Source organism: Acinetobacter sp. TGL-Y2, assembly GCF_001612555.1.
GTDB lineage: Bacteria > Pseudomonadota > Gammaproteobacteria > Pseudomonadales > Moraxellaceae > Acinetobacter.
Genome location: NZ_CP015110.1, coordinates 39,297 through 60,353, shown reverse-complemented (window position 1 = coordinate 60,353; position 21,057 = coordinate 39,297). Strand labels below are relative to the sequence as shown.

At 50.0% G+C, this 21,057-nt stretch carries 2 protein-coding genes; both read right to left on the bottom strand.

Annotation, left to right across the window (positions count from 1 at the left end):
• Nucleotides 1-67 precede the first annotated feature (67 nt).
• Complete coding sequence (locus AMD27_RS00170) at nt 68-9,208, bottom strand: YadA-like family protein (protein ID WP_322843240.1); 9,141 nt, start codon at nt 9,206-9,208, stop codon at nt 68-70.
• Between the two features lie 51 nt (nt 9,209-9,259).
• Nucleotides 9,260-20,803, bottom strand: a complete 11,544-nt coding sequence (locus AMD27_RS18945; protein WP_067654711.1) for an ESPR-type extended signal peptide-containing protein — start codon at nt 20,801-20,803, stop codon at nt 9,260-9,262.
• Nucleotides 20,804-21,057: the final 254 nt, after the last annotated feature.

Below are 21,057 nucleotides of genomic sequence, written 5' to 3'. Positions count from 1 at the left end.
TTATGTGTTCTCTCATTTATTTTTAAATTAAAAGAAAGGAAGCTCTTTAAGAGCTTCCTCGACCTAATTAATCAATTAAACCACTGATACCGATACGAACGCTTGGGTCACCTTCTGATGCTGCGGAAACACCACCGGTCAATGACCAACGACCATTATCCGCAGTTTTACGAAGTGTTACCCCCACTGCATTTTCACCACCGTGATACGCAGCACCCGCAGCATAGGTATATTTACCTGGTATATATGGTGCAGCTTCGAGAGCTAACGCAGCAGCAATACCTGCGTTAGCACGCTTTTCAACATCATCAATACGTTTATTGGTGGTACGGAATGCGTCCTGTAACTGATTGCCAACGTTGTCAATTTTATTATTCAATGCTTGATCGGCTTGATTTAAAGCATCTACTGCACCACCGACATTGTTGTAATCTTTATCTCCAACCGTATAGGTCGGTGCTTCAAAACTATTGGTAATGTTGTTGTATCCTGCACCACCACCTAAGTAATCGACGACCGCTTGATTGGTTGTATTTAATTGTGAACCGTTTACAGCATCAGTTGATGTGCTGTTTACCGCACCATTGGCAACCCCTGTTACAACACGATCCCCATCTGCACCTGCTACATTGACCTTAGTACCACCGGTATCTTTAGCAACCGTTACATCTGCAGTCGGATTTTCTTGTTTAACCAGACCGATTGCACCTGAGTTCACATCGTTTTTGATATTGGTGATATCAGATGTATTTTGATTAATCTGCCCTTGTAGATTATCTCGAACATCCGCCAATTGACCGCCATTCACTGCATCTTTAGAGCCTGTTTCAAGCTTTCCATCAGCAACATTATGTAAACCTGTTGGACCATTGTCAGGATTTCCTAATGTGACAGAGTCTTTATCAGCACTGTCATATTGAACAGCATTGGCAGCAATTTGATTGACATCAGATGAGACTTTATCAATCGCAGCATCCATCTGACCTTTGTTTACAGCATCACCAGCATTAATAGCATTCGAGACATTGGTAATGGTTTTATTACCTGCATCAATACCCGCTATGGTGATACTTGGTCCGCCGACGATGGTCAAGCCTGCGTTATCCAGTGTGCTGGCACCTGCTGTCACGCTATCGACGTTAATGTTTTTGTTCAGGGAAAGCATTGCTTTACCTTGATCAACTGTCGTGGTGATATTGCTATCGCCTAGAATCTCAAGCGTACTACCCAATACATTACTTGATCCCGTACCTGCATCCCCTGTAAACATTAATGGTGTAGTGACAGCAGCATTTAAACTATCTAATGCCGCACCTACATTATTTACAGTGGTTGTAGCAGTCGGATCATTTGGATTACTGGTCACGCTATAGCTTGGGTTGCTGATAATCCCTGTGCTCGGATCGTAGGTTGCACCACCCCCTAAGTTGTTGGCCGTGCTGTTGCCCAAGGCATCAGTATTTTGTGCTGCGCCCGCTTTTACGCTATCCAATTGGTCTTTGTTGACCGCATCTTTGCCATTAATTGCATCTGCAACGTTGTTGATGGTGTTGCCACCCACGTCAACTTTTTCTGAGGTAATGATCACAGTACGACCATTCGCACCCGTGATGGTCGTACCATTAGCGCCATACACTGTGCTGTTGCCTGTGCTGTCAACCACGCTTGTACCAGCCGCAGTTTGGATCGCTGTGTTGCCCGAACCATCAGTGGTTTCAACTGACGTTAAGCCTTTTAAGTCTTTGTTCAGTGCAATCGCTGCTTGGCCTTGGCTCACGGTGGTGGTGATGTTGCTGTCCCCCACAATCGCCAATTCGCTGCCCAGTGGATTGGTTGAACTGCCGCTCGCTGCATCTTTGAAGGTCAGTGGTTTGTTCACCGCTGTGTTTAAGCTGTCCAGCGCATCGCCAACATTGCTCGCCGTGTTCGCAGCACCTGTGGTTGGATCGTTGGTGATGTAGCTTGGTGCACTGAGCGCACCTGTGCTTGAGTCGTATGTCGCACCACCGCCTAAGTTGGCTGCGGTGCTGTTGCCCAAGGCATCGGTGTTTTGTGTTGCACCCGCTTGTACGCTATCCAATTGGTCTTTGTTGACCGCATCTTTGCCCGCCACACCATCTTTGACATTGCTAATGGTGTTGCCTGCCGCATCAATGCCCGTTTTGGTAATGCTTGGTCCACCCACAATCGTTAAGCCATCGGTATTGAGAAGGCTATCGCCTGCAGTCACGCTGTCTAAACTGATGTCTTTGTTCAGTGCAATCGCTGCTTGGCCTTGGCTCACGGTGGTGGTGATGTTGCTGTCCCCCACAATCGCCAATTCGCTGCCCAATGGATTGATCGAACTGCCGCTCGCTGCATCTTTAAAGGTCAGTGGTTTGTTCACCGCTGTGTTTAAGCTGTCCAGCGCATCGCCAACATTGCTCGCCGTGTTCGCAGCACCTGTGGTTGGATCGTTGGTGATGTAGCTTGGTGCACTGAGCGCACCTGTGCTTGAGTCGTATGTCGCACCACCGCCTAAGTTGGCTGCGGTGCTGTTGCCCAAGGCATCGGTGTTTTGTGTTGCACCCGCTTGTACGCTATCCAATTGGTCTTTGTTGACCGCATCTTTGCCCGCCACACCATCTTTGACATTGCTAATGGTGTTGCCTGCCGCATCAATGCCCGTTTTGGTAATGCTTGGTCCACCCACAATCGTTAAGCCATCGGTATTGAGAAGGCTATCGCCTGCAGTCACGCTGTCTAAACTGATGTCTTTGTTCAGTGCAATCGCTGCTTGGCCTTGGCTCACGGTGGTGGTGATGTTGCTGTCCCCCACAATCGCCAATTCGCTGCCCAATGGATTGATCGAACTGCCGCTCGCTGCATCTTTAAAGGTCAGTGGTTTGTTCACCGCTGTGTTTAAGCTGTCCAGCGCATCGCCAACATTGCTCGCCGTGTTCGCAGTACCTGTGGTTGGATCGTTGGTGATGTAGCTTGGTGCACTGAGCGCACCTGTGCTTGAGTCGTATGTCGCACCACCGCCTAAGTTCGCAGCCGTGCTGTTGCCCAAGGCATCGGTGTTTTGTGTTGCGCCCGCTTGTACGCTATCCAATTGGTCTTTGTTGACCGCATCTTTGCCCGCCACACCATCTTTGACATTGCTAATGGTGTTGCCTGCCGCATCAATGCCCGTTTTGGTAATGCTTGGTCCACCCACAATCGTTAAGCCATCGGTATTGAGAAGGCTATCGCCTGCAGTCACGCTGTCTAAACTGATGTCTTTGTTCAGTGCAATCGCTGCTTGGCCCTGGCTCACGGTGGTGGTGATGTTGCTGTCACCCACAATCGCCAATTCGCTGCCCAGTGGATTGGTTGAACTGCCGCTCGCTGCATCTTTGAAGGTCAGTGGTTTGTTCACCGCTGTGTTTAAGCTGTCCAGCGCATCGCCAACATTGCTCGCCGTGTTCGCAGCACCTGTGGTTGGATCATTGGTGATGTAGCTTGGTGCACTGAGCGCACCTGTGCTTGAGTCGTATGTCGCACCACCGCCTAAGTTCGCAGCCGTGCTGTTGCCCAAGGCATCGGTGTTTTGTGTTGCACCCGCTTGTACGCTATCCAATTGGTCTTTGTTGACCGCATCTTTGCCCGCCACACCATCTTTGACATTGCTAATGGTGTTGCCTGCCGCATCAATGCCCGTTTTGGTAATGCTTGGTCCACCCACAATCGTTAAGCCATCGGTATTGAGAAGGCTATTGCCTGCAGTCACGCTGTCTAAACTGATGTCTTTGTTCAGTGCAATTGCTGCTTGGCCCTGGCTCACGGTGGTGGTGATGTTGCTGTCCCCCACAATCGCCAATTCGCTGCCCAGTGGATTGGTTGAACTACCGCTCGCTGCATCTTTAAAGGTCAGTGGTTTGTTCACCGCTGTGTTTAAGCTGTCCAGCGCATCGCCAACATTGCTCGCCGTGTTCGCAGTACCTGTGGTTGGATCGTTGGTGATGTAGCTTGGTGCACTGAGCGCACCTGTGCTTGAGTCGTATGTCGCACCACCGCCTAAGTTCGCAGCCGTGCTGTTGCCCAAGGCATCGGTGTTTTGTGTTGCACCCGCTTGTACGCTATCCAATTGGTCTTTGTTGACCGCATCTTTGCCCGCCACACCATCTTTGACATTGCTAATGGTGTTGCCTGCCGCATCAATGCCCGTTTTGGTAATGCTTGGTCCACCCACAATCGTTAAGCCATCGGTATTGAGAAGGCTATCGCCTGCAGTCACGCTGTCTAAACTGATGTCTTTGTTCAGTGCAATCGCTGCTTGGCCTTGGCTCACGGTGGTGGTGATGTTGCTGTCCCCCACGATCGCCAATTCGCTGCCCAGTGGATTGATCGAACTACCGCTCGCTGCATCTTTAAAGGTCAGTGGTTTGTTCACCGCTGTGTTTAAGCTGTCCAGCGCATCGCCAACATTGCTCGCCGTGTTCGCAGTACCTGTGGTTGGATCGTTGGTGATGTAGCTTGGTGCACTGAGCGCACCTGTGCTTGAGTCGTATGTCGCACCACCGCCTAAGTTGGCTGCGGTGCTGTTGCCCAAGGCATCGGTGTTTTGTGTTGCACCCGCTTGTACGCTGTCCAATTGGTCTTTGTTGACCGCATCTTTGCCCGCTGTGCCTGCTTCTAATCCGCTGATTTTATTGGTACTGCTGTCAACCGTCACATTGCCTACAGTGACTTTATCTGTTGTCACTCCAGCCCCATTGATGACGGTATTGCCTGCAGTCACGCTGTCTAAACTGATGTCTTTGTTCAGTGCAATCACTGCTTGGCCTTGGCTCACGGTGGTGGTGATGTTGCTGTCCCCCACGATCGCCAATTCGCTGCCCAGTGGATTGATCGAACTACCGCTCGCTGCATCTTTAAAGGTCAGTGGTTTGTTCACCGCTGTGTTTAAGCTGTCCAGCGCATCGCCAACATTGCTCGCCGTGTTCGCAGTACCTGTGGTTGGATCGTTGGTGATGTAGCTTGGTGCACTGAGCGCACCTGTGCTTGAGTCGTATGTCGCACCACCGCCTAAGTTCGCAGCCGTGCTGTTGCCCAAGGCATCGGTGTTTTGTGTTGCACCCGCTTGTACGCTGTCCAATTGGTCTTTGTTGACCGCATCTTTGCCCGCTGTGCCTGCTTCTAATCCGCTGATTTTATTGGTACTGCTGTCAACCGTCACATTGCCTACAGTGACTTTATCTGTTGTCACTCCAGCCCCATTGATGACGGTATTGCCTGCAGTCACGCTGTCTAAACTGATGTCTTTGTTCAGTGCAATCGCTGCTTGGCCTTGGCTCACGGTGGTGGTGATGTTGCTGTCCCCCACGATCGCCAATTCGCTGCCCAGTGGATTGATCGAACTACCGCTCGCTGCATCTTTAAAGGTCAGTGGTTTGTTCACCGCTGTGTTTAAGCTGTCCAGCGCATCGCCAACATTGCTCGCCGTGTTCGCAGTACCTGTGGTTGGATCGTTGGTGATGTAGCTTGGTGCACTGAGCGCACCTGTGCTTGAGTCGTATGTCGCACCACCGCCTAAGTTCGCAGCCGTGCTGTTGCCCAAGGCATCGGTGTTTTGTGTTGCACCCGCTTGTACGCTGTCCAATTGGTCTTTGTTGACCGCATCTTTGCCCGCTGTGCCTGCTTCTAATCCGCTGATTTTATTGGTACTGCTGTCAACCGTCACATTGCCTACAGTGACTTTATCTGTTGTCACTCCAGCCCCATTGATGACGGTATTGCCTGCAGTCACGCTGTCTAAACTGATGTCTTTGTTCAGTGCAATCACTGCTTGGCCTTGGCTCACGGTGGTGGTGATGTTGCTGTCCCCCACGATCGCCAATTCGCTGCCCAGTGGATTGATCGAACTACCGCTCGCTGCATCTTTAAAGGTCAGTGGTTTGTTCACCGCTGTGTTTAAGCTGTCCAGCGCATCGCCAACATTGCTCGCCGTGTTCGCAGTACCTGTGGTTGGATCGTTGGTGATGTAGCTTGGTGCACTGAGCGCACCTGTGCTTGAGTCGTATGTCGCACCACCGCCTAAGTTGGCTGCGGTGCTGTTGCCCAAGGCATCGGTGTTTTGTGTTGCACCCGCTTGTACGCTGTCCAATTGGTCTTTGTTGACCGCATCTTTGCCCGCTGTGCCTGCTTCTAATCCGCTGATTTTATTGGTACTGCTGTCAACCGTCACATTGCCTACAGTGACTTTATCTGTTGTCACTCCAGCCCCATTGATGACGGTATTGCCTGCAGTCACGCTGTCTAAACTGATGTCTTTGTTCAGTGCAATTGCTGCTTGGCCCTGGCTCACGGTGGTGGTGATGTTGCTGTCCCCCACAATCGCCAATTCGCTGCCCAGTGGATTGGTTGAACTACCGCTCGCTGCATCTTTAAAGGTCAGTGGTTTGTTCACCGCTGTGTTTAAGCTGTCCAGCGCATCGCCAACATTGCTCGCCGTGTTCGCAGTACCTGTGGTTGGATCGTTGGTGATGTAGCTTGGTGCACTGAGCGCACCTGTGCTTGAGTCGTATGTCGCACCACCGCCTAAGTTCGCAGCCGTGCTGTTGCCCAAGGCATCGGTGTTTTGTGTTGCACCCGCTTGTACGCTGTCCAATTGGTCTTTGTTGACCGCATCTTTGCCCGCTGTGCCTGCTTCTAATCCGCTGATTTTATTGGTACTGCTGTCAACCGTCACATTGCCTACAGTGACTTTATCTGTTGTCACTCCAGCCCCATTGATGACGGTATTGCCTGCAGTCACGCTGTCTAAACTGATGTCTTTGTTCAGTGCAATCACTGCTTGGCCTTGGCTCACGGTGGTGGTGATGTTGCTGTCCCCCACGATCGCCAATTCGCTGCCCAGTGGATTGATCGAACTACCGCTCGCTGCATCTTTAAAGGTCAGTGGTTTGTTCACCGCTGTGTTTAAGCTGTCCAGCGCATCGCCAACATTGCTCGCCGTGTTCGCAGTACCTGTGGTTGGATCGTTGGTGATGTAGCTTGGTGCACTGAGCGCACCTGTGCTTGAGTCGTATGTCGCACCACCGCCTAAGTTCGCAGCCGTGCTGTTGCCCAAGGCATCGGTGTTTTGTGTTGCACCCGCTTGTACGCTATCCAATTGGTCTTTGTTGACCGCATCTTTGCCCGCCACACCATCTTTGACATTGCTAATGGTGTTGCCTGCCGCATCAATGCCCGTTTTGGTAATGCTTGGTCCACCCACAATCGTTAAGCCATCGGTATTGAGAAGGCTATCGCCTGCAGTCACGCTGTCTAAACTGATGTCTTTGTTCAGTGCAATCGCTGCTTGGCCTTGGCTCACGGTGGTGGTGATGTTGCTGTCCCCCACGATCGCCAATTCGCTGCCCAGTGGATTGATCGAACTACCGCTCGCTGCATCTTTAAAGGTCAGTGGTTTGTTCACCGCTGTGTTTAAGCTGTCCAGCGCATCGCCAACATTGCTCGCCGTGTTCGCAGTACCTGTGGTTGGATCGTTGGTGATGTAGCTTGGTGCACTGAGCGCACCTGTGCTTGAGTCGTATGTCGCACCACCGCCTAAGTTCGCAGCCGTGCTGTTGCCCAAGGCATCGGTGTTTTGTGTTGCACCCGCTTGTACGCTGTCCAATTGGTCTTTGTTGACCGCATCTTTGCCCGCTGTGCCTGCTTCTAATCCGCTGATTTTATTGGTACTGCTGTCAACCGTCACATTGCCTACAGTGACTTTATCTGTTGTCACTCCAGCCCCATTGATGACGGTATTGCCTGCAGTCACGCTGTCTAAACTGATGTCTTTGTTCAGTGCAATCACTGCTTGGCCTTGGCTCACGGTGGTGGTGATGTTGCTGTCCCCCACGATCGCCAATTCGCTGCCCAGTGGATTGATCGAACTACCGCTCGCTGCATCTTTAAAGGTCAGTGGTTTGTTCACCGCTGTGTTTAAGCTGTCCAGCGCATCGCCAACATTGCTCGCCGTGTTCGCAGTACCTGTGGTTGGATCGTTGGTGATGTAGCTTGGTGCACTGAGCGCACCTGTGCTTGAGTCGTATGTCGCACCACCGCCTAAGTTGGCTGCGGTGCTGTTGCCCAAGGCATCGGTGTTTTGTGTTGCACCCGCTTGTACGCTGTCCAATTGGTCTTTGTTGACCGCATCTTTGCCCGCTGTGCCTGCTTCTAATCCGCTGATTTTATTGGTACTGCTGTCAACCGTCACATTGCCTACAGTGACTTTATCTGTTGTCACTCCAGCCCCATTGATGACGGTATTGCCTGCAGTCACGCTGTCTAAACTGATGTCTTTGTTCAGTGCAATCGCTGCTTGGCCTTGGCTCACGGTGGTGGTGATGTTGCTGTCCCCCACGATCGCCAATTCGCTGCCCAGTGGATTGATCGAACTACCGCTCGCTGCATCTTTAAAGGTCAGTGGTTTGTTCACCGCTGTGTTTAAGCTGTCCAGCGCATCGCCAACATTGCTCGCCGTGTTCGCAGTACCTGTGGTTGGATCGTTGGTGATGTAGCTTGGTGCACTGAGCGCACCTGTGCTTGAGTCGTATGTCGCACCACCGCCTAAGTTGGCTGCGGTGCTGTTGCCCAAGGCATCGGTGTTTTGTGTTGCACCCGCTTGTACGCTATCCAATTGGTCTTTGTTGACCGCATCTTTGCCCGCTGTGCCTGCTTCTAATCCGCTGATTTTATTGGTACTGCTGTCAACCGTCACATTGCCTACAGTGACTTTATCTGTTGTCACTCCAGCCCCATTGATGACGGTATTGCCTGCAGTCACGCTGTCTAAACTGATGTCTTTGTTCAGTGCAATCACTGCTTGGCCTTGGCTCACGGTGGTGGTGATGTTGCTGTCCCCCACGATCGCCAATTCGCTGCCCAGTGGATTGATCGAACTACCGCTCGCTGCATCTTTAAAGGTCAGTGGTTTGTTCACCGCTGTGTTTAAGCTGTCCAGCGCATCGCCAACATTGCTCGCCGTGTTCGCAGTACCTGTGGTTGGATCGTTGGTGATGTAGCTTGGTGCACTGAGCGCACCTGTGCTTGAGTCGTATGTCGCACCACCGCCTAAGTTGGCTGCGGTGCTGTTGCCCAAGGCATCGGTGTTTTGTGTTGCACCCGCTTGTACGCTGTCCAATTGGTCTTTGTTGACCGCATCTTTGCCCGCTGTGCCTGCTTCTAATCCGCTGATTTATGGTACTGCTGTCAACCGTCACATTGCCTACAGTGACTTTATCTGTTGTCACTCCAGCCCATTGATGACGGTATTGCCTGCAGTCACGCTGTCTAAACTGATGTCTTTGTTCAGTGCAATTGCTGCTTGGCCCTGGCTCACGGTGGTGGTGATGTTGCTGTCCCCCACAATCGCCAATTCGCTGCCCAGTGGATTGGTTGAACTACCGCTCGCTGCATCTTTAAAGGTCAGTGGTTTGTTCACCGCTGTGTTTAAGCTGTCCAGCGCATCGCCAACATTGCTCGCCGTGTTCGCAGTACCTGTGGTTGGATCGTTGGTGATGTAGCTTGGTGCACTGAGCGCACCTGTGCTTGAGTCGTATGTCGCACCACCGCCTAAGTTCGCAGCCGTGCTGTTGCCCAAGGCATCGGTGTTTTGTGTTGCACCCGCTTGTACGCTGTCCAATTGGTCTTTGTTGACCGCATCTTTGCCCGCTGTGCCTGCTTCTAATCCGCTGATTTTATTGGTACTGCTGTCAACCGTCACATTGCCTACAGTGACTTTATCTGTTGTCACTCCAGCCCCATTGATGACGGTATTGCCTGCAGTCACGCTGTCTAAACTGATGTCTTTGTTCAGTGCAATCACTGCTTGGCCTTGGCTCACGGTGGTGGTGATGTTGCTGTCCCCCACGATCGCCAATTCGCTGCCCAGTGGATTGATCGAACTACCGCTCGCTGCATCTTTAAAGGTCAGTGGTTTGTTCACCGCTGTGTTTAAGCTGTCCAGCGCATCGCCAACATTGCTCGCCGTGTTCGCAGTACCTGTGGTTGGATCGTTGGTGATGTAGCTTGGTGCACTGAGCGCACCTGTGCTTGAGTCGTATGTCGCACCACCGCCTAAGTTCGCAGCCGTGCTGTTGCCCAAGGCATCGGTGTTTTGTGTTGCACCCGCTTGTACGCTATCCAATTGGTCTTTGTTGACCGCATCTTTGCCCGCCACACCATCTTTGACATTGCTAATGGTGTTGCCTGCCGCATCAATGCCCGTTTTGGTAATGCTTGGTCCACCCACAATCGTTAAGCCATCGGTATTGAGAAGGCTATCGCCTGCAGTCACGCTGTCTAAACTGATGTCTTTGTTCAGTGCAATCGCTGCTTGGCCTTGGCTCACGGTGGTGGTGATGTTGCTGTCCCCCACGATCGCCAATTCGCTGCCCAGTGGATTGATCGAACTACCGCTCGCTGCATCTTTAAAGGTCAGTGGTTTGTTCACCGCTGTGTTTAAGCTGTCCAGCGCATCGCCAACATTGCTCGCCGTGTTCGCAGTACCTGTGGTTGGATCGTTGGTGATGTAGCTTGGTGCACTGAGCGCACCTGTGCTTGAGTCGTATGTCGCACCACCGCCTAAGTTCGCAGCCGTGCTGTTGCCCAAGGCATCGGTGTTTTGTGTTGCACCCGCTTGTACGCTGTCCAATTGGTCTTTGTTGACCGCATCTTTGCCCGCTGTGCCTGCTTCTAATCCGCTGATTTTATTGGTACTGCTGTCAACCGTCACATTGCCTACAGTGACTTTATCTGTTGTCACTCCAGCCCCATTGATGACGGTATTGCCTGCAGTCACGCTGTCTAAACTGATGTCTTTGTTCAGTGCAATCACTGCTTGGCCTTGGCTCACGGTGGTGGTGATGTTGCTGTCCCCCACGATCGCCAATTCGCTGCCCAGTGGATTGATCGAACTACCGCTCGCTGCATCTTTAAAGGTCAGTGGTTTGTTCACCGCTGTGTTTAAGCTGTCCAGCGCATCGCCAACATTGCTCGCCGTGTTCGCAGTACCTGTGGTTGGATCGTTGGTGATGTAGCTTGGTGCACTGAGCGCACCTGTGCTTGAGTCGTATGTCGCACCACCGCCTAAGTTGGCTGCGGTGCTGTTGCCCAAGGCATCGGTGTTTTGTGTTGCACCCGCTTGTACGCTGTCCAATTGGTCTTTGTTGACCGCATCTTTGCCCGCTGTGCCTGCTTCTAATCCGCTGATTTTATTGGTACTGCTGTCAACCGTCACATTGCCTACAGTGACTTTATCTGTTGTCACTCCAGCCCCATTGATGACGGTATTGCCTGCAGTCACGCTGTCTAAACTGATGTCTTTGTTCAGTGCAATCGCTGCTTGGCCTTGGCTCACGGTGGTGGTGATGTTGCTGTCCCCCACGATCGCCAATTCGCTGCCCAGTGGATTGATCGAACTACCGCTCGCTGCATCTTTAAAGGTCAGTGGTTTGTTCACCGCTGTGTTTAAGCTGTCCAGCGCATCGCCAACATTGCTCGCCGTGTTCGCAGTACCTGTGGTTGGATCGTTGGTGATGTAGCTTGGTGCACTGAGCGCACCTGTGCTTGAGTCGTATGTCGCACCACCGCCTAAGTTGGCTGCGGTGCTGTTGCCCAAGGCATCGGTGTTTTGTGTTGCACCCGCTTGTACGCTATCCAATTGGTCTTTGTTGACCGCATCTTTGCCCGCTGTGCCTGCTTCTAATCCGCTGATTTTATTGGTACTGCTGTCAACCGTCACATTGCCTACAGTGACTTTATCTGTTGTCACTCCAGCCCCATTGATGACGGTATTGCCTGCAGTCACGCTGTCTAAACTGATGTCTTTGTTCAGTGCAATTGCTGCTTGGCCCTGGCTCACGGTGGTGGTGATGTTGCTGTCCCCCACAATCGCCAATTCGCTGCCCAGTGGATTGGTTGAACTGCCGCTCGCTGCATCTTTGAAGGTCAGTGGTTTGTTCACCGCTGTGTTTAAGCTGTCCAGCGCATCGCCAACATTGCTCGCCGTGTTCGCAGCACCTGTGGTTGGATCGTTGGTGATGTAGCTTGGTGCACTGAGCGCACCTGTGCTTGAGTCGTATGTCGCACCACCGCCTAAGTTGGCTGCGGTGCTGTTGCCCAAGGCATCGGTGTTTTGTGTTGCACCCGCTTGTACGCTATCCAATTGGTCTTTGTTGACCGCATCTTTGCCCGCCACACCATCTTTGACATTGCTAATGGTGTTGCCTGCCGCATCAATGCCCGTTTTGGTAATGCTTGGTCCACCCACAATCGTTAAGCCATCGGTATTGAGAAGGCTATCGCCTGCAGTCACGCTGTCTAAACTGATGTCTTTGTTCAGTGCAATTGCTGCTTGGCCCTGGCTCACGGTGGTGGTGATGTTGCTGTCCCCCACAATCGCCAATTCGCTGCCCAGTGGATTGGTTGAACTACCGCTCGCTGCATCTTTAAAGGTCAGTGGTTTGTTCACCGCTGTGTTTAAGCTGTCCAGCGCATCGCCAACATTGCTCGCCGTGTTCGCAGTACCTGTGGTTGGATCGTTGGTGATGTAGCTTGGTGCACTGAGCGCACCTGTGCTTGAGTCGTATGTCGCACCACCGCCTAAGTTCGCAGCCGTGCTGTTGCCCAAGGCATCGGTGTTTTGTGTTGCACCCGCTTGTACGCTGTCCAATTGGTCTTTGTTGACCGCATCTTTGCCCGCTGTGCCTGCTTCTAATCCGCTGATTTTATTGGTACTGCTGTCAACCGTCACATTGCCTACAGTGACTTTATCTGTTGTCACTCCAGCCCCATTGATGACGGTATTGCCTGCAGTCACGCTGTCTAAACTGATGTCTTTGTTCAGTGCAATTGCTGCTTGGCCCTGGCTCACGGTGGTGGTGATGTTGCTGTCCCCCACAATCGCCAATTCGCTGCCCAGTGGATTGGTTGAACTACCGCTCGCTGCATCTTTAAAGGTCAGTGGTTTGTTCACCGCTGTGTTTAAGCTGTCCAGCGCATCGCCAACATTGCTCGCCGTGTTCGCAGTACCTGTGGTTGGATCGTTGGTGATGTAGCTTGGTGCACTGAGCGCACCTGTGCTTGAGTCGTATGTCGCACCACCGCCTAAGTTCGCAGCCGTGCTGTTGCCCAAGGCATCGGTGTTTTGTGTTGCACCCGCTTGTACGCTATCCAATTGGTCTTTGTTGACCGCATCTTTGCCCGCCACACCATCTTTGACATTGCTAATGGTGTTGCCTGCCGCATCAATGCCCGTTTTGGTAATGCTTGGTCCACCCACAATCGTTAAGCCATCGGTATTGAGAAGGCTATCGCCTGCAGTCACGCTGTCTAAACTGATGTCTTTGTTCAGTGCAATCGCTGCTTGGCCTTGGCTCACGGTGGTGGTGATGTTGCTGTCCCCCACGATCGCCAATTCGCTGCCCAGTGGATTGATCGAACTACCGCTCGCTGCATCTTTAAAGGTCAGTGGTTTGTTCACCGCTGTGTTTAAGCTGTCCAGCGCATCGCCAACATTGCTCGCCGTGTTCGCAGTACCTGTGGTTGGATCGTTGGTGATGTAGCTTGGTGCACTGAGCGCACCTGTGCTTGAGTCGTATGTCGCACCACCGCCTAAGTTCGCAGCCGTGCTGTTGCCCAAGGCATCGGTGTTTTGTGTTGCACCCGCTTGTACGCTGTCCAATTGGTCTTTGTTGACCGCATCTTTGCCCGCTGTGCCTGCTTCTAATCCGCTGATTTTATTGGTACTGCTGTCAACCGTCACATTGCCTACAGTGACTTTATCTGTTGTCACTCCAGCCCCATTGATGACGGTATTGCCTGCAGTCACGCTGTCTAAACTGATGTCTTTGTTCAGTGCAATCACTGCTTGGCCTTGGCTCACGGTGGTGGTGATGTTGCTGTCCCCCACGATCGCCAATTCGCTGCCCAGTGGATTGATCGAACTACCGCTCGCTGCATCTTTAAAGGTCAGTGGTTTGTTCACCGCTGTGTTTAAGCTGTCCAGCGCATCGCCAACATTGCTCGCCGTGTTCGCAGTACCTGTGGTTGGATCGTTGGTGATGTAGCTTGGTGCACTGAGCGCACCTGTGCTTGAGTCGTATGTCGCACCACCGCCTAAGTTGGCTGCGGTGCTGTTGCCCAAGGCATCGGTGTTTTGTGTTGCACCCGCTTGTACGCTGTCCAATTGGTCTTTGTTGACCGCATCTTTGCCCGCTGTGCCTGCTTCTAATCCGCTGATTTTATTGGTACTGCTGTCAACCGTCACATTGCCTACAGTGACTTTATCTGTTGTCACTCCAGCCCCATTGATGACGGTATTGCCTGCAGTCACGCTGTCTAAACTGATGTCTTTGTTCAGTGCAATCGCTGCTTGGCCTTGGCTCACGGTGGTGGTGATGTTGCTGTCCCCCACGATCGCCAATTCGCTGCCCAGTGGATTGATCGAACTACCGCTCGCTGCATCTTTAAAGGTCAGTGGTTTGTTCACCGCTGTGTTTAAGCTGTCCAGCGCATCGCCAACATTGCTCGCCGTGTTCGCAGTACCTGTGGTTGGATCGTTGGTGATGTAGCTTGGTGCACTGAGCGCACCTGTGCTTGAGTCGTATGTCGCACCACCGCCTAAGTTGGCTGCGGTGCTGTTGCCCAAGGCATCGGTGTTTTGTGTTGCACCCGCTTGTACGCTATCCAATTGGTCTTTGTTGACCGCATCTTTGCCCGCTGTGCCTGCTTCTAATCCGCTGATTTTATTGGTACTGCTGTCAACCGTCACATTGCCTACAGTGACTTTATCTGTTGTCACTCCAGCCCCATTGATGACGGTATTGCCTGCAGTCACGCTGTCTAAACTGATGTCTTTGTTCAGTGCAATTGCTGCTTGGCCCTGGCTCACGGTGGTGGTGATGTTGCTGTCCCCCACAATCGCCAATTCGCTGCCCAGTGGATTGGTTGAACTGCCGCTCGCTGCATCTTTGAAGGTCAGTGGTTTGTTCACCGCTGTGTTTAAGCTGTCCAGCGCATCGCCAACATTGCTCGCCGTGTTCGCAGCACCTGTGGTTGGATCGTTGGTGATGTAGCTTGGTGCACTGAGCGCACCTGTGCTTGAGTCGTATGTCGCACCACCGCCTAAGTTGGCTGCGGTGCTGTTGCCCAAGGCATCGGTGTTTTGTGTTGCACCCGCTTGTACGCTATCCAATTGGTCTTTGTTGACCGCATCTTTGCCCGCCACACCATCTTTGACATTGCTAATGGTGTTGCCTGCCGCATCAATGCCCGTTTTGGTAATGCTTGGTCCACCCACAATCGTTAAGCCATCGGTATTGAGAAGGCTATCGCCTGCAGTCACGCTGTCTAAACTGATGTCTTTGTTCAGTGCAATTGCTGCTTGGCCCTGGCTCACGGTGGTGGTGATGTTGCTGTCCCCCACAATCGCCAATTCGCTGCCCAGTGGATTGATCGAACTACCGCTCGCTGCATCTTTAAAGGTCAGTGGTTTGTTCACCGCTGTGTTTAAGCTGTCCAGCGCATCGCCAACATTGCTCGCCGTGTTCGCAGTACCTGTGGTTGGATCGTTGGTGATGTAGCTTGGTGCACTGAGCGCACCTGTGCTTGAGTCGTATGTCGCACCACCGCCTAAGTTGGCTGCGGTGCTGTTGCCCAAGGCATCGGTGTTTTGTGTTGCACCCGCTTGTACGCTGTCCAATTGGTCTTTGTTGACCGCATCTTTGCCCGCTGTGCCTGCTTCTAATCCGCTGATTTTATTGGTACTGCTGTCAACCGTCACATTGCCTACAGTGACTTTATCTGTTGTCACTCCAGCCCCATTGATGACGGTATTGCCTGCAGTCACGCTGTCTAAACTGATGTCTTTGTTCAGTGCAATTGCTGCTTGGCCCTGGCTCACGGTGGTGGTGATGTTGCTGTCCCCCACAATCGCCAATTCGCTGCCCAGTGGATTGGTTGAACTACCGCTCGCTGCATCTTTAAAGGTCAGTGGTTTGTTCACCGCTGTGTTTAAGCTGTCCAGCGCATCGCCAACATTGCTCGCCGTGTTCGCAGTACCTGTGGTTGGATCGTTGGTGATGTAGCTTGGTGCACTGAGCGCACCTGTGCTTGAGTCGTATGTCGCACCACCGCCTAAGTTCGCAGCCGTGCTGTTGCCCAAGGCATCGGTGTTTTGTGTTGCACCCGCTTGTACGCTGTCCAATTGGTCTTTGTTGACCGCATCTTTGCCCGCTGTGCCTGCTTCTAATCCGCTGATTTTATTGGTACTGCTGTCAACCGTCACATTGCCTACAGTGACTTTATCTGTTGTCACTCCAGCCCCATTGATGACGGTATTGCCTGCAGTCACGCTGTCTAAACTGATGTCTTTGTTCAGTGCAATCGCTGCTTGGCCTTGGCTCACGGTGGTGGTGATGTTGCTGTCCCCCACGATCGCCAATTCGCTGCCCAGTGGATTGATCGAACTACCGCTCGCTGCATCTTTAAAGGTCAGTGGTTTGTTCACCGCTGTGTTTAAGCTGTCCAGCGCATCGCCAACATTGCTCGCCGTGTTCGCAGTACCTGTGGTTGGATCATTGGTGATGTAGCTTGGTGCACTGAGCGCACCTGTGCTTGAGTCGTATGTCGCACCACCGCCTAAGTTCGCAGCCGTGCTGTTGCCCAAGGCATCGGTGTTTTGTGTTGCACCCGCTTGGACGCTGTCCAATTGGTCTTTGTTGACCGCATCTTTGCCCGCTGTGCCTGCTTCTAATCCGCTGATTTTATTGGTACTGCTGTCAACCGTCACATTGCCTACAGTGACTTTATCTGTTGTCACTCCAGCCCCATTGATGACGGTATTGCCTGCAGTCACGCTGTCTAGATCCAAGTTACGGTTTAAGCTTACTGCTACGCCATCAACCGTTGCAGCTGTTACAATGTTTGTATCACCAGTGATCGCAACCGCATCACCCAACTTTTTAATGCCAGTCGTACCACTGTCTCCATTAAAAGTCAGACCTTTGGTCGCAATGTCTGTACTCGCTGTCACGCCTTGTTGAATTTGATTTTTGGTTGCCGTCGAAAGGTCTAGATCATAAGCAGTATTGCCATTACTATCTTTTGTTCCTTTGCTTACTGCAAGTGTACCTGAGCTCGTGGTCACACTCGCTGAGTCAGCATCAATGGTATAGCTATCACTTCCCGTTGTTGGATCTGTTGTTTTGGTAACGGTCGTATTTTTGCCTTGTACAACGGTAGTTTTCGAAGCTACCGCCGCCGCTTGCACATCGCCTATATTTGCTGCATTCGTCACAGTCGAACCACCACTAGCTACGTTGCTGATGGTCTGACCACTAGCATCAAAACCATTGGCTTTTACTTGTCCAGCGAAAACAGGTGCATCGATGACATTATATTTATAAGTGTTTGTCGCTGGATCATAAACAGCTGTGGTATTTGTACCATTTGCAAAGTTAACCGTTTCTCCAAGTCCAACTTTATCTGCTGGCGCTGTACCATTTACAGTAAAATTTAAACCTTTTTGTGCTTCAGTTAGTGCACTATTTGCTGTGGTATTTGCTGTATTTGCTGTAGTATTTGCTGTATTCGCTGTATTTTGTGCTGCTACCGCTTTGCCATCTGCTGTCGCAGCATTCGCTAGGGCATTATTTGCTGTCGTTTGTGCCGTACTTACATTTGTATTCGTTGTAAATAACTGACCACCATTTACTGCTTCTTTTGACCCCGATGCAACTGTCCCATCCTGAAGACCTGTAATTTTTTGATTATTTAAATTCGCCCCACCATTTAAATTACTCATGCCTGTAACTGTCTGAGTACCAGTAACAGTACTGTTGCCATTTACTTGCAAACCTGTAGATGTCACTGTTCCTGCAAATGTAGGCGCATCAACCACATTATATTTATAAGTGTTTGTCGCTGGATCATAAACAGCTGTGGTATTTGTGCCATTTGCAAAGTTAACCGTTTCTCCAAGTCCAACTTTATCTGCTGGCGCTGTACCATTTACAGTAAAATTTAAACCTTTTTGTGCTTCAGTTAGTGCACTATTTGCTGTGGTATTTGCTGTATTCGCTGTATTTTGTGCTGCTACCGCTTTGCCATCTGCTGTCGCAGCATTCGCTAGGGCATTATTTGCTGTCGTTTGTGCCGTACTTACATTTGTATTCGTTGTAAATAACTGACCACCATTTACTGCTTCTTTTGACCCCGATGCAACTGTCCCATCCTGAAGACCTGTAATTTTTTGATTATTTAAATTCGCCCCACCATTTAAATTACTCATGCCTGTAACTGTCTGAGTACCAGTAACAGTACTGTTGCCATTTACTTGCAAACCTGTAGATGTCACTGTTCCTGCAAATGTAGGCGCATCAACCACATTATATTTATAAGTGTTTGTCGCTGGATCATAAACAGCTGTGGTATTTGTGCCATTTGCAAAATTAACAGTTTCTCCAAGTCCAACTTTATCTGCTGGCGCTGTACCATTTACAGTAAAATTTAAACCTTTTTGTGCTTCAGTTAGTGCACTATTTGCTGTGGTATTTGCTGTATTTGCTGTAGTATTTGCTGTATTCGCTGTATTTTGTGCTGCTACCGCTTTGCCATCTGCTGTCGCAGCATTCGCTAGGGCATTATTTGCTGTCGTTTGTGCCGTACTTACATTTGTATTCGTTGTAAATAACTGACCACCATTTACTGCTTCTTTTGACCCCGATGCAACTGTCCCATCCTGAAGACCTGTAATTTTTTGATTATTTAAATTCGCCCCACCATTTAAATTACTCATGCCTGTAACTGTCTGAGTACCAGTAACAGTACTGTTGCCATTTACTTGCAAACCTGTAGATGTCACTGTTCCTGCAAATGTAGGCGCATCAACCACATTATATTTATAAGTGTTTGTCGCTGGATCATAAACAGCTGTGGTATTTGTGCCATTTGCAAAATTAACAGTTTCTCCAAGTCCAACTTTATCTGCTGGCGCTGTACCATTTACAGTAAAATTTAAACCTTTTTGTGCTTCAGTTAGTGCACTATTTGCTGTGGTATTTGCTGTATTTGCTGTAGTATTTGCTGTATTCGCTGTATTTTGTGCTGCTACCGCTTTGCCATCTGCTGTCGCAGCATTCGCTAGGGCATTATTTGCTGTCGTTTGTGCCGTACTTACATTTGTATTCGTTGTAAATAACTGACCACCATTTACTGCTTCTTTTGACCCCGATGCAACTGTCCCATCCTGAAGACCTGTAATTTTTTGATTATTTAAATTCGCCCCACCATTTAAATTACTCATGCCTGTAACTGTCTGAGTACCAGTAACAGTACTGTTGCCATTTACTTGCAAACCTGTAGATGTCACTGTTCCTGCAAATGTAGGCGCATCAACAATTTGAATATCAACATTATCGTTCGTCACAACTGTTTTAACATTTGCATTTGAACTAGCCGCTGTAGCCCCACCCTTAATATTTAATGCCGATCCTAGTTTCTGCGCACTTGTACCTGAATTTCCAGCAAAGGTTATCGGTTGGTTAATTGCTGTATCCAAACCAATTAAAGCAGCTGCAACTGTATTTACATCACCTGTTTTTGTAGCCGCTGATGGATTCGTGGTTACATTATATTTAGGTGCAATATACGTATCTGTTGCAGGATCATAAGCTGCTCCTCCACCTAATGCAGTCGTATTTCCAACCGCTCGATTATTTACATCTTTTAATTGTGCAATAGTCACGGCATCTGAGTCTTCAGCACCATCTGCTAAATTTTGAATACGACGTTTTTGCGTGTCAGAACCCACAGAAACTACGCCTACAGCAGCCGATGTTGCCTGATTTGTTAGATATGCCGCTTTTGACATCGCTATTGTTTTTGAGTTATTTCCTAACGCAACTGAATTATTTAAACTCGCGTTTGCACTATTACCAACTGCTATGCCGCTTTGGATAGTACCAACTGTTGCATCATTACCAATTGCAATACCGCCATCTGTACGTAAATATCCAGCATTATCAGCGTTTGCTCCAGTACCTAGTGCAATACTATACGCATACGCTTTTGTATCTTTACCTATCGCTGTTGCATTAACATCCAAGATTCCACCTGACCGACCTGCATCAGCATTTGCTCCAAGTGCAATGCTGTTATTAGAAATAGCACCGGCATTCGTTCCAATTGCAATTGAATCAGTTGCACTAGAAATTGATCCCGCCATCAACGCCAATGCATGGTTTCCTGTAGCCACAGCACCATTTAAGCTATTACTACTCGTAGTACCATCACCACTCGAACCAATCGCTACAGAACCTATACCATTAGCCATAGGACTCTTTAAGGTAGTAGTTAAACCACTCCCCACTGCAACACCACCTAGCCCCGTGGAAGTCGTGATATTCACATTGTAATTTGAACCAATAATTACAGATTGATCACCATTACCTGTAATATCATTACCAATAACTGTCGACTGAAATCCATTTGCACGTGTAGTTGCACCTATTGCAATTGCTTCTCCCCCATTTGCACCAACAGTAGCAGAACCGACATTACCATTCCCTATTGCAATACCTGAACTTCCAGCCCCAAAAAGCGGTGTTGTTCCACCACCAGCAGTATAAGCCGCCCCCACACCTGAGCTAAACGTCACCATCAATCCAATCGTCGCAGTTCCAACAATGGCTTTTATTTTAGAAGACTTTGTTTTACCTTTTGCGAGTTCTGAAACAGCCACCCACGTTCCTAAAGCAGCATTCCAAATCACCTTATAGATTTTGTTCATTTTTTATTCCCGTGGTGCTGTTTATTTGTATGCTTTTATTGCTTTTTATTCTTAAAAATCAATAAAAGAGGCTGTTTAAATTTCATCTAAGAATATTTAACATTAACCATACATTTTTATCAATCAAAAAAATGTAATGCAGTTCACACTCTAAAAAAACAATAGCCAGGTATATCTCCATTACTGCAAGTAATGTGATTTTTATTAAATATCATATGTTTGAATTATGTAGAATAGATTCACAATTTTTGAAG

Excerpts from the sequence above, each read along its gene's own strand:
- AMD27_RS18945 (WP_067654711.1), bottom strand. The coding sequence starts at position 20,803 with ATGAACAAAATCTATAAGGTGATTTGGAATGCTGCTTTAGGAACGTGG.